Source organism: Pseudoflavonifractor sp. SW1122 (genome assembly GCF_012027765.1).
In the GTDB taxonomy this organism is placed as follows: Bacteria; Bacillota; Clostridia; order Oscillospirales; family Oscillospiraceae; genus Enterenecus; species Enterenecus faecium.
In genome coordinates this window covers 56,242-70,108 of the sequence record NZ_SJOS01000007.1, presented here as the reverse complement: position 1 = coordinate 70,108, position 13,867 = coordinate 56,242, and the positions used below count along the sequence as shown (strand labels likewise).

13 protein-coding genes and 2 tRNA genes are annotated in these 13,867 nt (G+C 51.7%); 5 read left to right on the top strand and 10 right to left on the bottom strand.

Annotation, left to right across the window (positions count from 1 at the left end; all coding sequences use genetic code 11):
* Together E0L15_RS03260 and E0L15_RS03255 are read right to left on the bottom strand one after the other, a co-directional pair.
* On the bottom strand, positions 1-1,136 hold a 1,136-nt coding region (locus E0L15_RS03260; protein ID WP_168124527.1), incomplete at its 3' end, for a D-alanyl-D-alanine carboxypeptidase family protein.
* 103 nt (positions 1,137-1,239) lie between these two features.
* A tRNA-Leu gene (locus tag E0L15_RS03255) sits at positions 1,240-1,326 on the bottom strand.
* Positions 1,327-1,466: 140 nt separating this feature from the next.
* On the opposite strand from E0L15_RS03255, the gene E0L15_RS03250 reads away from it, so the two are divergent.
* Positions 1,467-1,552 (top strand) — tRNA-Leu (locus E0L15_RS03250).
* Between the two features lie 57 nt (positions 1,553-1,609).
* Here E0L15_RS03250 and E0L15_RS03245 read toward each other — a convergent pair.
* The 8 genes from E0L15_RS03245 to E0L15_RS03210 form a co-directional block, all read right to left on the bottom strand.
* The gene (locus E0L15_RS03245) at positions 1,610-3,319 is read right to left on the bottom strand and encodes a recombinase family protein (RefSeq protein WP_168124526.1); all 1,710 of its coding nucleotides are present in this window, start codon (positions 3,317-3,319) and stop codon (positions 1,610-1,612) included.
* 98 nt (positions 3,320-3,417) lie between these two features.
* The gene (locus tag E0L15_RS03240) at positions 3,418-3,597 is read right to left on the bottom strand and encodes a hypothetical protein (RefSeq protein ID WP_087348854.1); all 180 of its coding nucleotides are present in this window, start codon (positions 3,595-3,597) and stop codon (positions 3,418-3,420) included.
* Between the two features lie 418 nt (positions 3,598-4,015).
* Positions 4,016-4,255: a helix-turn-helix domain-containing protein gene (locus E0L15_RS03235; RefSeq protein ID WP_087399696.1), complete on the bottom strand. Its 240-nt coding sequence runs from the start codon at positions 4,253-4,255 to the stop codon at positions 4,016-4,018.
* Positions 4,240-4,674: a sigma-70 family RNA polymerase sigma factor gene (locus E0L15_RS03230; protein WP_087399695.1), complete on the bottom strand. Its 435-nt coding sequence runs from the start codon at positions 4,672-4,674 to the stop codon at positions 4,240-4,242. The genes E0L15_RS03235 and E0L15_RS03230 overlap by 16 nt, the downstream gene beginning before the upstream one ends.
* A gap of 676 nt (positions 4,675-5,350) precedes the next feature.
* On the bottom strand, positions 5,351-7,924 hold the full coding sequence (locus tag E0L15_RS03225) for an ABC transporter permease (protein WP_168124525.1): 2,574 nt from the start codon (positions 7,922-7,924) through the stop codon (positions 5,351-5,353).
* A gap of 13 nt (positions 7,925-7,937) precedes the next feature.
* Positions 7,938-8,603: an ABC transporter ATP-binding protein gene (locus E0L15_RS03220; protein WP_168124524.1), complete on the bottom strand. Its 666-nt coding sequence runs from the start codon at positions 8,601-8,603 to the stop codon at positions 7,938-7,940.
* Positions 8,604-8,722: 119 nt separating this feature from the next.
* Positions 8,723-9,754 (bottom strand): HAMP domain-containing sensor histidine kinase, encoded by a 1,032-nt coding sequence (locus E0L15_RS03215; RefSeq protein ID WP_168124523.1) that lies wholly within the window; start codon positions 9,752-9,754, stop codon positions 8,723-8,725.
* Complete coding sequence (locus E0L15_RS03210; RefSeq protein ID WP_168124522.1) at positions 9,751-10,434, bottom strand: response regulator transcription factor; 684 nt, start codon at positions 10,432-10,434, stop codon at positions 9,751-9,753. The genes E0L15_RS03215 and E0L15_RS03210 overlap by 4 nt, the downstream gene beginning before the upstream one ends.
* 334 nt (positions 10,435-10,768) lie before the next feature.
* On the opposite strand from E0L15_RS03210, the gene E0L15_RS03205 reads away from it, so the two are divergent.
* The 4 genes from E0L15_RS03205 (at position 10,769) to E0L15_RS03190 (ending at position 13,444) form a co-directional block, all read left to right on the top strand.
* Entirely contained in the window at positions 10,769-11,128 is a 360-nt protein-coding gene (locus E0L15_RS03205; RefSeq protein ID WP_168124531.1) for a helix-turn-helix transcriptional regulator, read from the top strand.
* Between the two features lie 251 nt (positions 11,129-11,379).
* Positions 11,380-11,709: a plasmid mobilization relaxosome protein MobC gene (mobC, locus tag E0L15_RS03200; RefSeq protein WP_168124521.1), complete on the top strand. Its 330-nt coding sequence runs from the start codon at positions 11,380-11,382 to the stop codon at positions 11,707-11,709.
* Positions 11,670-13,019: a relaxase/mobilization nuclease domain-containing protein gene (locus tag E0L15_RS03195; RefSeq protein WP_168124520.1), complete on the top strand. Its 1,350-nt coding sequence runs from the start codon at positions 11,670-11,672 to the stop codon at positions 13,017-13,019. The genes mobC and E0L15_RS03195 overlap by 40 nt, the downstream gene beginning before the upstream one ends.
* Before the next feature lie 92 nt (positions 13,020-13,111).
* On the top strand, positions 13,112-13,444 hold the full coding sequence (locus tag E0L15_RS03190; RefSeq protein ID WP_168124519.1) for a DUF6050 family protein: 333 nt from the start codon (positions 13,112-13,114) through the stop codon (positions 13,442-13,444).
* Positions 13,445-13,867 lie beyond the last annotated feature (423 nt).

Sequence of the window (13,867 nt, the reverse complement as noted above, 5' to 3'; positions counted from 1 at the left end):
GCATGGGTGGGGAGAAAGAGCAGGGTGTCCAGAAGCTGCTGGAAGATGCCCCACACAGTGAGGCGGGCCACTCCGGTGGAGGCCACCAGGTCCACCCGCTCATGTTCCTCACCGTCCAGATACACGATCATCTCGCCCAGTTTCTGCCCCTCCTCCACCGGGGCGGAGACCTCCTCTGGCAGATGAACCTGGGTGGTGACGGCGGCGCTCTGGCTCTGGTGGGTGAGGATGGTGCAGTCGTGGTCCAGCACGGGTTGCACCGTGTCCTGCTCCCCCAACAGCACCGAGATGGGGGGGAGTACCTGCTCGGGATAGACCTGGGTGAGGGAGTAGTTGGCAAAGCCGTAGTTGAGCAGGGCAGCGGCGCTGTCAAAGCGGTCGGAGGGGGTGGCGGCGTGCATCACCACGGCGATGAGCTCCATGCCGTCCCGCTCCGCTGTGGCGGACAGGCAGTAGAGGGCAGTGTCGGTGGAGCCGGTTTTCAGCCCTGTGGCCCCGGGATAGGAGTAGATGAGCCGGTTGGTGTTGGTCAGCTGAAATTGACCGTCCCGGAGGGTGTCCATCCAGATGGTGGTGTACTCCCGCAGCTGGGGGTGATTCAAAATCAGCTCCCGGCTCATGAGGGCAATGTCATAGGCGGAGGACACGTGGCCCTCTGCGGGGAGTCCGGTACAGTTGCAAAAGACGGTGGACTCCATGCCCAGCTCTTTGGCCCTCTCGTTCATGCGCTGGACAAAGGCGGTCTCACTGCCGGACACTGCCTCCGCCAGAGCTACGGCGCAGTCATTGGCAGACGCCACGGCCACCGCCTTCACCATCTCACTGACGGTGAGCTGCTCCCCCTCTTTCAGCCAGATCTGGGAGCCGCCCATAGAGCAGGCGTAGGGAGAGGCGGTGATCACGTCATCCCAGCAGAGCGTCCCGGCATCGATGGCCTCCATCACCAGCAGCAGGGTCATCACCTTGGTCACCGAGGCGGGCTCGTAGACGGCGTGGGCATCCTGCTCGAAGAGCACCTCTCCGGTGCTTTTCTCCATGAGAATAGCGGAGGGCGCAGTGATATCCACCTCAGCGGCCCGGGCATGGGTGGGCAGCAGGCACAGCAGTACCAGAGACAGGGCGAGTACGGCTTTCATGGTGTCAATCCCTCATTTCCTGTATTGGTAAGACCAGCCTATGAGGGAGAGAAGGGGGGTATGCACAAAAAAGAAAAAGGACACGTTTTTCAACGTGTCCTTTTGGTGCGCGAGGCGGGAGTCGAACCCGCACGCCCTTGCGAGCACTGGCACCTGAAGCCAGCGAGTCTACCAATTCCACCACTCGCGCAGGCGGTGTGTCGCTCGTAGCGACAAGAGATATATTACCATGGGCCTCTTGGTTTGTCAACAGGTATTTTCAAAAAAACGACGATTTTTTTAGGTTGACAAAATGGAGGGACTGCGCTATAATAAACAAGCTTGAGTTATGCGGATGTGCTGGAACTGGTAGACTGGCTAGCTTGAGGTGCTAGTGGCCCATGGCCGTACGGGTTCGAGTCCCGTCATCCGCACCATGGCGAGTGTTCTTATAGCATTTGAAACGCTGTAAGAACACTCGTCTTTTTTTGTTTTCATCCGGCGATGGTAGATGGGGCGTAGTTGACGACTACGCCTTTTCTTGTGTTTACGGACACCTCCGGGGCGGACAGTGGTATGAGGTCTGGGATCTCGATGGCGCCCACGCAGTTGTAGTGGATGCGGAGCCGCTGCTCCCACACCCCGTCTACCTTCTCGGCGTTGAACACTTCGATTTTCTCGATGAGCTCGTTGAGCATCCGGGGCGTCAACTTGCGGGCGCGGGTGTATTTGCGGACCAGGGAGATGAACATATCCGTGGTCATGGACTGGCTGTTCTGCTTGTCGATCTCGGCGCGGAGCGCCTTGATCTTTTCCGCCAATTCCTTCTGCTCCTCCTCATACCGCCTCGACATTCTGGCGAAACGGTCATCGGAGAGTTTGCCGGAAACATTGTCCTCATAGATCCTCTCAAACAGGCCATCCAGTTCCTCATCGCGGGCTTGCAGGGCTTTCAGCTCCTTCTCCTTCAGCTTTCGGTCGGTGGCCTCCGCCTGCTGGGAATGGCCGATCACAGCCTTCACAAACTCATCCTCAAACTGGCTGGCAAACTTAGTCAGCCGCCGGATCTCGCCTAACACCACCTGCTCCAAGAAGTCCACACGGACATAATGGGTGGAAGTACAGGTCCCACGGTTGCCCTTGTAGTTGGAGCAGTTAAAATACTTGATGTCGGGGTTGCCCTGATTGAAATGAAAGTGCAGGTTGTGTCCGCAATCAGCGCAGACCAGAAGGCCGGAGAACATATTGCGCTCCCCTTCGTGGGTGCGGCGCTTGCGGATCTTGCCGCGCTTCTGCTGGACCTGTTCAAAGACCGCCCGCTCAATGATGGGTTCGTGGACATCCTGGAAGATGACCCAGTTTTCCCGGTCATTGGCAAGCCGCTTTTTGTTCTTGTATGACTTGGAGTAGGTCTTGAAGTTAAGAATATCACCGCAATACTCCTGTAAAGAGAGAATATGAGTGATAGTGGAGCTGTTCCACATATACGGTCCACGGAGTTTGCTTTTCCCAGGACGATTGACGCCCTTTTCACGCCAATAGGCGATGGGGGTAAGGATTTTCTCCTCGGAGAATATTGTGGCGATCTGCTCCGTTCCATAGCCATCCAAAGTCATTCGGAATACGCGGCGGACCACCTGGGCGGCCTCCTCATCCACGATCCACCGTTTGGGATCGTCGGGGTCTTTCTTGTAGCCATAGGGCGGCGGCCCCATCGGTTCGCCGGCGTTGCCCTTGATCTTGTTGCTGATCCGGCGCTTCTTGCTGATGTCGCGGGCGTACCACTCATTGAACAGGTTGCGAATGGGCGCCAGTTCGTTCTCGCCCTCGGCGGTGTCGATGTTGTCCGAGACCGCCACCAGGCGGATGTCGTGCTCCGGGAAAAACTCCTCGGTCAGCCGCCCCACCTCAATGTAGTTGCGGCCCAGCCGGGACAGATCCTTCACAAACACGGCGGCGGCCTTGCCGGCGGCAAGCTGCTCCATCATGTCGTTGAAACCGGGGCGGTCCATCGTGACGCCGGAGATGCCGTCGTCCAGGAAGTGGACCAGATTGGTGTATCCTTTTTCCTTCGCCACCTTGGTCAGCAATTTCTTTTGGTTGCCGATGCTGTAACTCTCGCCCTCCAGGTTGTCATCGCGGGAAAGCCGCTCATAGAGGAACGCGGTCACATCACGGGATTTGCGGTTGTTCGACTGTCTCATTCAGTCCTCCTTCCTCCGGGACAGCCGAATAGCAAATACAACTTGTCTATGTTCATTATACCGCCATCCGCCGTCCCTGTCAGCCGGGTCCGGGGGATTTACTTTGCTTCGCTCTCGGACTTCATCAGCCGCAGAAGGATGCTGCCCAGGGTGTCCGGGCCATCTTGCCGAAAAACAGGTTCAACGACAAACGACCTATTGCCGAAGCGATAGGTCGTCTTTTCATCTAATGATTTATTGGATGTGCCGGTCTTGCCGGCAGCAGTTTTTTCTTGCATAGAATGACCCCCTTTCGCAAGAAAGATCAATACGAAAGAGGCAGAAAACGGACGGCTGCTGGCACAGCTCCACGGGAATTTCACCCCGGCCCATGCTGATGGGTGCGGCGCACGATGCTTTGCGGGCGTCCAATGCGCGAGTCTCATTATCCTGCCTGCATATCATCGCCCACAGGCTGCCACACCTGTTTTACGGCCCGGTTTTGTCGCTCACCTGTTTGGTAGGGGTCCCGTCCTGCGGACTTGCAACAGGGTCATGGCGCACCGGCCGACCGGCTCCATACAGACAGATCGTATCCGTCTGCCTTATGCTGCGCCGGAGGCCTCCCGCCGGGCTTTCTTTGTCAAGGAACTTTCGTTTTGGCTGTCGGATCGCCGGGGCAAGGAAAGGGAGCCGTGAAACTTGCCCCGGACGATTTTAGACCGGCAGTACCTTGAAACCTGTTACGATGCTATGGATCAGCTTCGTTTCCAGCCTGAGCCGCATATCTTCATCCACATACAGGTACTCGTTCCCATACTCGTCCTTCACAGGCCTGGTGGCAAGAGCCCGGATGTACTTCTGATAGTGAGCGACCACGGCGGCAAGGGCGTTCTCGTCACCGTTCACGGCTGCCAGGATCACCGGCACCGGGATCGGCTTCACTTGTCCGGCCATTCAAATCCCTCCTTCATCAGATACTCGCGCAATTCTTTCAGTGTAACGAGCCGCCGCTTGGATACGGTCTGATGGACGATGTTCAGCTTCTCGCTAATCTCACGGTCCGTCATACCCAGGAAGTAGGACAGCAGGATTACATCCCGCTTGCCTTCCGGCAGCTGCGCCAAGGCGTCAGCCAGAAGATCGCCGGCCACGACTACCGGAAGTCCCAGCACTTCAAAGACATGCTCGCCCATAAAGTGCTTGTCCCACACGGCGGTCTGTTCCAGTTCAGAGGCGGTCAGCTCTCCAAAGGATTTTTCCTGGGATTGGAGACTGGCAAGCTCGCGCTGGATGTACCGGGCCTCATTCTTCAAAACCCTGACACAGAAAGCGCCAAACTGATTTTGAATACGCTGCTCATAGGAGTCTTTCATTTTCTCACCTCCCTTCGCGCCGCACGGGTGCGGGGTGGTGATCTCCTCCCTTTCGCCTCAGTAATGCAAGGTTTGCGATTTTGGCAACCGCGAAGGGAAGAAAATTTTTATGAAAGGCTCCGCCGTATGGTGGAGGCTCGCATAAACAGAAAAAAGCGCCCATCCGCAGGACGCGGATGGGCGCAATAGAAGAAGCAGAAGCAATTATGTAATCATACAGTTCATATTCATAGGCGAGATAGTTCCTGATATTGGATGGGCTTTTTTTGACAGGTAAATCCCTGCCGAATTATGTCGAAGCGGTCTTTGCTTCACGGCGGCTCCCTCCTAAAGCCGCTGTCACCGTTGAAACAGGGTCGTCACTCTTGGGGCATAAGGAACGGCGGCCTTGATTTTGTCAAAGCCGCCGTAGGTGTATTTAGGGCATAGCGATTGCCTGCTGAACGACGGCTTTTTTTCTTTTGCCGTCGTCCGGCAGCTTGTTTGTTATTTTTAATCCATTATAAACATCAAACCTCGCAGAAATCTCACAACAAATAGTTTTTTCGACACAAAAACAGGCTGAAATCTCGCAAACTTGTGACAATTAGAAAACCGAAGGCAAAATACCCTCGGTTTTCTAATTGATTTAGTCACTTATTTAGCTGCCCTTATTTAGATACTATGCCGGACAAACTCAATTTTGATGAAGCCTTTCAATAATGCTGCTTTTGGCAAATTGTCGGTAAAGAATTGTAGGAATAATTACCGTCAAGCAGATAAGAAACGGATAAACAATCAACACCGGCCAAATTACAAAGTGATAGGTGAAGAACCAAAAACTACTTGCTATTGCCTGCACAATGATTAGAGAGAACAGCACCCCAATGATCAACGAGGCTATAATTGTTCCCAAAGCATAATACAAACCCTCATAGGACAACATCCGTTTGAGCTGTCTGCCTGTCATGCCAATACTTTGGAGCATAGCAAATTCTTTTTGCCGCGTAATAATGCTTGTCAATACCGAGTTGATGAAATTAACAATACCGATCAGACCAATAATAACACTTAAAGCACCGCCGATTGTAATAATAAGGGATGTCATGCTATTAAAAGACTGAACATAGGTTTCTTTCGATTCATAGTCCATACTCGGCTCAATATTTTCCACATAGTTGCTTAAAAAGCTGTTCATATCGCTGTCCGTCCCGTCCTTAACATTGAACGGAAAACTGACCAAACGGGGATTGATGCAGAGCGGCTTAAACTGTTCTGCGGGCAAATAAAAACGTGCCGCACCTGTATTTCGTTCTGTATCAGTGTTTTCGTTGATGAGAACTTTTGCCATAACAGTGAGGTCAAAGCTATTATCCAGCGTACCGACTAATCCGTTCATCTTCCAGTGATGAAAAGTAATCGTATCTCCAACACGGATAGATGGATTGTCAATAATGTTTCCGTTATCATCCATTGTTAATGCGTAGAGCGTATATTCTCCTGTTCTAAGTGCTTCCCAATCAATTTTCCCCTCGATTACATCCATCGAGTTTATAAGAAAATCGTCTGCCCCATACAGGGCAATAAGCGGATTTCCATCCTTGTCCTTGTTGTAATTTGTAACGGCATCTGTTTCAGCAGAAAAAATGTCTTCTGCCACTTGGCTGGAATATAGTCTGCCGCCATCCTCGTAGGCGTTCTGCTGCTGAACGGCATCAATAAATGTTTCGGACAAGTATGTTTCGCTGCGGGCGAAATTGTAATTGAAATAATCCGCAGAAGAAATGATAAAATCCTTGTTTAAGAACTTCTCAACATACTTATCAATATCAAAACCGCTGGATAAAGTGAATACTGTATTGAACAGCACCAAACTCAATGTCATGGACACGATTACAAGGACTGTCCGTTTTCGATTTCGTCCCAAATTTGCCAGGGCCATCCGATGGATTTTTGTGCCGCCAGTTGATTTTTTTACAGCCAAACGTTTCTTTGTTTGAAATGCACCTGCATCATTTTCCGTATAGCGGATAGCCTCAATCGGTGAGATTGCGCCTGCAATCTTGGCCGGTTTTCGTACACTGATATAAACAGTAACAAAAGCAAAGATAGCCGAGCCAATGAATATCAGTGGATTTACTGTCACAACAACGCCAGCTTCAGAAGTATAAGTTGTGCCGTTCATCAGAGCCGGAACTAAAGCGCGGCCAATGAAAAAGCCAATAATCAAGCCAATGGGGATACCTACCGCTGACAGAAGTATGGCCTGTTTGTTAATAATCTTTTTGATCTGCCGCCTTGTGGTTCCCAATGTTTTAAGCTGCCCGTAGGACTGAATATCTTGAATAACAGAGATTTGAAAAATATTATAGATAATCAAATAGCCTGTTGCCATAATCGCGAGTATTCCCACAATTCCGGCAATAAACAATGCGGAATTTTCGCTCACTGGGCTGCTTTGATAAGCCGGGCTGACACGGGCAATAATATAATTTTCGTCTGCGGGCTGTCCTCCAAGTGTATCACAGGTATAGCCGGTTTCCGTAAGAAGTTGTTGTAGTTTTTCTTCCACGGAGCCGCCGCCGCGAAACATGATATAGGCTGTTACAACGCCAGAGTAATCATTATCCATCGGATAGGTATAGGTAAGCAAGTCGGCATGATTATCTATAAAGGCTTTCGATACGATAATGCGCCCGATATTACTTAGGCTGTCTGTTTCCCAAAATCCGCACAGTGTAAAATCAGTTGTGTACTCCTTACCCTTGATTTCATAATCCAGCGTGACTGTCGCACCGATCTCAGCCGGAACACCCAATGCCTCTAATGTTTTTGTGTCGGCTATAATCTCATTTTCAGCTTCGGGGCGGTGGCCTACTGTTGGCTCATACCTGGCAAACTCCAATGCGGTATCATCCATATACCACATATCAGAACGCCATTTCGCAAGCCCTGGATCGTTAAGACGATAAGAAACTGCCTTTGAATAGGCAATTCGGTCAATCAATTCGTTGCCCTTTACATCATTAAAAACTTCGTCACTGATGTAGTTGAGAACAGCTTGACCATCCCCGCCCGCCTTTCGGATATTCTGGTCTTGTACTGTATCAATTAAGCCGGAACCCAGCGTGAAGATAGTTGTGAACAAGACGGTTGTAAGAACAATGGCAACAATAGCAATGATATTCCTGCTTTTGCTGGCCTTAAAGTACCGCCTGGACAATTTCTTAATAATGGGTCTGTTATTATTGCCAAATAAAATATCATTCATTCTCAACACCCCCTCATTCAGAAATTTTCCCATCCTCAATACGGATAATCCGGTCTGCAAGCTGGGCGATCTCGTTGTTATGGGTAATCATCACAAGGGTCTGGTGAAATTTCTGGCTGCTTACTTTCAGCAGGCCGAGGACATCACCGCTCGTCCGGCTGTCGAGGTTGCCCGTCGGCTCGTCTGCCAGCACAATTGCCGGTTTCGATACCAGAGCGCGGGCAATAGCGACGCGCTGCTGCTGGCCGCCGGAAAGATTGTTCGGCATATTGTTCAGTTTATCTTCCAAACCCAGCATACGAACAACTTCCTGCATATATTTTTTATCCACTTGATCTCCGTCCAGTTCCACAGGTAAGACGATGTTCTCGTAAACATTGAGAACGGGGACAAGGTTGTAATTCTGAAAGATAAAACCGATTTTCCGTCTGCGGAAAATAGTAAGCTGCTCGTCTTTCAACGTAGACAAGTCTTTGCCATCCACAATAACTTTGCCGGAAGTAGGAACATCCAGACCGCCGATCATATTCAGCAGCGTGGACTTGCCGCTTCCAGATGTGCCGACGATAGCGACAAATTCCCCATGTTCTACCGAGAGAGAAACGCCGTCCAGAGCCTTTGTAATATTCGGCTCGTCCCCATAGTATTTTTTCAAATCTGTTGTCTGTAAAATAGGCATAAGTTCTACCACCTTTCTTTTTTATGGTTCCATTGTAAAGGGGAAATCTCGCAGAAATGTCACGGCGGGTCTTGAAATTCCCCTTAAAATGCTTTGAAATGTCACAACCCTGTGACATTTCAAGAATGGGGCAGGAACACCGAGAAAGTAGAGCCAGCACCGACTTCCGAGGCAACACGGATAAAGCCCCCTTGCCGGGTGATAATTTCACGGGTAAGATATAGGCCAATCCCGATACCGGGGGCGTCATGCACCCTGTCCTCACGGTAGAACCGCTTAAAAATCGTCCCTTGATGTTGTTCTGGTATACCAATGCCTGTATCGGAAATATCAATCTTCACATACATTTCCCAGCACACCACAGCCACATGGATTTTCCCGCCCTCTGACGTGTACTTCACCGCATTATCCAGAATGTTGAACAGGGCTTCGGTTGTCCATTTCCTATCATGGGCCGCAGTTACCGTTTCCGGGCAATCTACCGTGACCGCAATCTTTTTCTGTTCTGCGTTCAGCAGAATACCGCCCAGCGCCGCAGCAAGGGTATCATAGATGGCCTGCGGCTTCGGCTCCAAAGCAATCACCCCGGCTTCAAGCCGTGACGTTTTAATCATTGCCTGCATGAGAAAATCCAGCTTGTCTAACTGGCTGTCCATAGCCAGAAGAAATTCTCTCTGCTTTTCCGGCGATACATTTTGCTCCAACAAAGTGGCATCCAGCATTTTCAGGTTTGCAATCGGCGTTTTGACCTGATGGGAAATGTCCGAAATCAATTCCTGCAAGTCGGCCCGTTCCTTTGCAATACTGCTTTTGCTTTCCCGCAACACTTCATAGAGCCGGGAAAGCCGGTGCTGGATTTTATAAAACAGGTTTTCTTCCTCTGTGTACTGCGGCGGGGCCTGATCTGCTGACATCATATCGTCCAGCAGCTTGCACAGAGCGTCCGAAAACAGCGTTAATTTCCGGCGCACAAAGGCCAGAAAAGCAGCCATGCACCCGGCGACGAAAACCGCATAGAGCAATCCGCAGCATAGCGCCAATACGTTCCGCGTCAAAAAGTATATGATAACCGGCATAGCGATTGAAAGCAAGAAAAGAACTGCACACACGACCATGCACACTTTATTGATAGAGAGTTTTTCCGTCCTCATTTATTACCGCCCCCAATCCACATATAGCCCATGCCGTAGACGGTTTTGATATAGGCATGATCTGGATTTTCAATTTTGCTTCGTATCCGGCTGATTGTTGAAGTCAAGGCGTGCTCGTCTACAAAATTACCGTCTATATCCCATAGCTTTTCCAACAATATTTGTCGAGTTAATACGGTTCGAGGATTTTTTATTAGGATTTTCAAAAGACGATATTCCATAGGAGTAAAAGAAATGCTTTCACCGTCCCGTGTTGCGGTCATTTCTGCAAAATCAATCAACAGATTACCGTCATTATAGCAATCACCGCCGGCCATTTTTTTCATACGGGATAATAAAGCAGCTACCTTTTTCTGAAATACGCTTATGGGGAATGGCTTTGTCACATAATCATCTGCCCCAAGTTCATAGCCTTTGAGCATATCGCTTTCCATATCGTATGCCGTCAGGAAGATTACAGCAGTATCCGGGCGGCTTTCCTTAATGTCCCGGCAAAAATCAAACCCATTGCCGTCCGGCAGATTGATGTCAAGAACAATCAAATCATACTCTTGTTTTCTGCAAAACCGTTCGGCAACGCTTTTCGTCAGGGCAGCATCTACTTCATAGCCTGCGGCAGACAGGTTATAGCAAAGGGTATTATTCAAAAGGCGGTCATCTTCAACCACTAAAATTCTCATTCGCTCACATCCTTTTCTTTATAGAGTATCAACCAAATGTCACAGAAACCTCACAGGGAAATCATTTTTTGATTTTCAAGCGTCGATCTACCGTTTGTAGGGAACTCAAAATATAAACATCGGCTCAATGACTCTCGCTGGAGAATTACTACGTCTACTTTGGCGTTTAGTCGTGTCTTTTTGGAGTACCTTCTCTTTTCATTATAAACGGTTGGAGGAACACTTCAAGGTTCTGAATTTAAAATAATATAGAATTATTTTGGCTATATAGAGGAACTGTATAGACATATCCAGAAAGAAAGGTGAACAGTAGAATGTAATTGGGTGAATGAATATGGCAAAGAGGCCGGTAGAAAAGATTGACCTGCGCCCTTATGGGGCTGCGGTTAAAAAAGCGAGAACCGAGCGTAAGGAGTCCCGCAACAAGGTAGGGAATGAAATGTTCCTCTCTCCTCGGTATCTGGCGAATATTGAAAACAAAGGGCAGCATCCGAGTGTCCAAATCTTTTTGGAACTCATGTCCCGTTATCATGTTTCGGTGGATCAGATCCTTTTTGGGGATGCCGAAGGCGGAAAGTCCACCGCGTCCCGCCAGCTTGATGCTCTGGTGGGTGAAATGAGCGACAGGGAGATACAAGTCCTCATCGCCACGGCGCAGGCCATTCTGGATGCGCGTGAGGATGGGGAAAAGTAGTATTTTCCGTACAACTGCATAGGAAACGTCAGACGCTATAAACGGATAGGTTTATAGCGTTTTTTCTTGCTCTGATGGTTGCCAAAGTTGCCGTTTCCGTATTACTAAGGTACGGGAAGGGTTACAGTAGCAAGCACAGCAAGTGTAGCCACACTTGCGAATTTTCGGTTTAGGGAACCCCTTGCCCCTAAACACAAAAATTGCTTGCTGGGATAGTCCCAGACCCTTATGAGGAAACGGAGGCACATACTATGGCAAATCGCAAACGGCCCATCGTCCTGCGCTGCCCGGTAACAGCAGAGGAACGGGCCCTGATAGAACAGAAGATGGCCCAGCTCCACACAAAGCGGATCGGCGCCTATCTCCGCAAGATGGCGATTGACGGATACATCATCCAGGTGGACACCACCGACATCAAGGAGATGACAAAGGCCCTGGGCTCCATCGGCCGGAATATCAATCAGATCGCCAAGAGGGTGAACGCCGGCGGCCCGGCCTACCAGGCCGACATGGAGGAGATCATGGAGAGATTGGAGCAGATATGGCAGTTACAAAGACGCATCCTATTAAGTCAACGCTGAAAGCGGCCATCGACTATATCTGCAATCCCGAAAAAACGGATGGGAGGCTACTGGTGTCCTCCTTCGGCTGCACCGCGGAGACCGCCGACATCGAATTTGCCTGGACCCGCCGCCATGCCATCGACAAGGGCACGAACCTGGGCCGCCACCTCATCCAGGCGTTTGAACCTGGGGAGGTCACGCCGGAGGAGGCCCACCGGATCGGCATGGAGCTGGCGCGGGAGGTCCTGGGCGGAAAGTATGAGTTTGTCCTCACCACCCACATAGACAGGGACCACGTCCATAATCACCTGATTTTCAACACGGTCAGTTTCCAGGACCACCGGCACTACCACTCCAACAAGCGGAGCTATCACTTCATCCGCCGCACCAGCGACCGTATCTGCAAAGAGCATGGCCTGTCCGTCATCGTCCCCGGCCGTGACAAGGGCAAGAGCTACATCGAGCACCAGGCGGAACAGAACGGCACCAGCTACAAGGCGAAGCTGCGCGCCGCCATCGACCGGCTCCTGCCCGGCTGCGCCGACCTGGAGGACCTGCTCCGCCGCCTCCAGCGGGAAGGGTACGAACTGAAACGGGGCAAGTACATCTCCGCCAGGGCTCCGGGCCAGGAGCGGTTCACCCGTCTGAAGACCCTGGGTGCCGACTACGCCGAGGATGCCCTGGCCGCCCGGATCGCCGGAAGGCCAAGCCCCTCCTACCAGCCCAAACAGCGCACCGGGAAGCCCAGCCTGCTCATTGACATCCAGAACAACATCAAAGCCCAGCAGAGCGCCGGCTACAAGCATTGGGCAACCATCGAGAACTTGAAGCGGGCGGCGGAAACACTGAACTTCCTGACGGAGCATGGCATCGGAAGTTTGGAGGACCTGTCCGAGCGGTGCGACGGGGCGGCGGCCGCCACCGCCAGGGTGAAGGCGGATCTCCGAGCGACAGAGAAGGAAATGGAGCGGCTGACCCTCACCATGAAGCACGCCGCCACCTACCGCCAGCTCCGGCCCCTGTATGAGGAATACCGCCAGTCCAGGGATAAGGAGAAGTTCCTCCGGGGACATGAGGGCGAGATCATCCTGTTCGAGGCGGCGGCAAGGGAGTTGAAACGCCTGGACGCCGTACCCCTGCCCGCCACCAGGCGGCTCCGGGCCGAGATGGACGAACTCACCGCCAGGCGGACCGCCCTGCAATCGGAATATCGGAAGGCCCAGCGGGAGGAAAAGGAGTACGACACCCTCCGCCAGAATGTGGAGGCTCTGCTGGAAAAGCCAAGGGAGGCAGAACCGCAGAGGCAACGAAGCAACGAACTGGAATAGCGGAGATTGTGCGCTTTGCCGGACTTTTCAAAAGCCCCTGGGCGCAGTCAGATTTTCCCGGTATAATGGAGACAGGAATGGAGGTGCTGCCAATGACGAGAACCGAGGCCGTCAAAGACTTTTTCAAAAAGGCGGTTTTGCCCGTCGCCACCGCCGGGCTGCTGTACTGTATTTTCAAATCCGCCTGCATGAGGGATGGGGAGCTGGATCTTCTCTGGCTCTGGATACTCTGCGGCCTGCCCTTCGGCATCCATCGGATGTGCGTGTGGATCGTGCCGGGCGGGGGCTCCCTGGGCGGCGGCGCCGCGCTGTTCGTGTTGAACTTCGTGATCGGCGGCCTCATCGGAGGCTTCGTCCTGGTGTGGCGCCTGCTGGTGGCGGCATGGTATGTGCCCCTCACTATCTACCGCCTGATCGTGGGATAACCGCACTATGGAAATGTGGAAAACGGCCGCTCCGCCGATGGAAAACAGATATTCACGGCCCGATGGAAAAGCCGCCGGCTTTCCCACAGCCCGCAAACATCGTTTCCCACAGCTTCGCAGACATGGCCGTTTACACACATTCCCACAGCGCCTGCTGCTGCGAACATCCTTCCTGTCCGATCCTGATTGAAAAAGAAAAAAGAGAACAAAAAAAGAAGCGGGAGCGTCACCCTCGGCCCAAACCGAAGGCGGCGCTCCCGCTCTGTTATGGAAAAGTGTTCAAAACAGCCTCTTTGCACCCCTTAAATCGAAGGGTGAGGACTACATGGGAAATCATAAGGGCAGCTCCCGGAAAAGCCGCCACAGACGATTTTTCAGCCCATTTTCAACCCCTATCCCCACACTTTTTCGAGCGTGCGGACT

Coding starts and splice junctions, on each gene's coding strand:
- E0L15_RS03245 (WP_168124526.1), bottom strand. CDS start 3,319: ATGAGACAGTCGAACAACCGCAAATCCCGTGATGTGACCGCGTTCCTC.
- E0L15_RS03240 (WP_087348854.1), bottom strand. CDS start 3,597: ATGCAAGAAAAAACTGCTGCCGGCAAGACCGGCACATCCAATAAATCA.
- E0L15_RS03235 (WP_087399696.1), bottom strand. CDS start 4,255: ATGGCCGGACAAGTGAAGCCGATCCCGGTGCCGGTGATCCTGGCAGCC.
- E0L15_RS03230 (WP_087399695.1), bottom strand. CDS start 4,674: ATGAAAGACTCCTATGAGCAGCGTATTCAAAATCAGTTTGGCGCTTTC.
- E0L15_RS03225 (WP_168124525.1), bottom strand. CDS start 7,924: ATGAATGATATTTTATTTGGCAATAATAACAGACCCATTATTAAGAAA.
- E0L15_RS03220 (WP_168124524.1), bottom strand. CDS start 8,603: ATGCCTATTTTACAGACAACAGATTTGAAAAAATACTATGGGGACGAG.
- E0L15_RS03215 (WP_168124523.1), bottom strand. CDS start 9,754: ATGAGGACGGAAAAACTCTCTATCAATAAAGTGTGCATGGTCGTGTGT.
- E0L15_RS03210 (WP_168124522.1), bottom strand. CDS start 10,434: ATGAGAATTTTAGTGGTTGAAGATGACCGCCTTTTGAATAATACCCTT.
- E0L15_RS03205 (WP_168124531.1), top strand. CDS start 10,769: ATGGCAAAGAGGCCGGTAGAAAAGATTGACCTGCGCCCTTATGGGGCT.
- mobC (WP_168124521.1), top strand. CDS start 11,380: ATGGCAAATCGCAAACGGCCCATCGTCCTGCGCTGCCCGGTAACAGCA.
- E0L15_RS03195 (WP_168124520.1), top strand. CDS start 11,670: ATGGCAGTTACAAAGACGCATCCTATTAAGTCAACGCTGAAAGCGGCC.
- E0L15_RS03190 (WP_168124519.1), top strand. CDS start 13,112: ATGACGAGAACCGAGGCCGTCAAAGACTTTTTCAAAAAGGCGGTTTTG.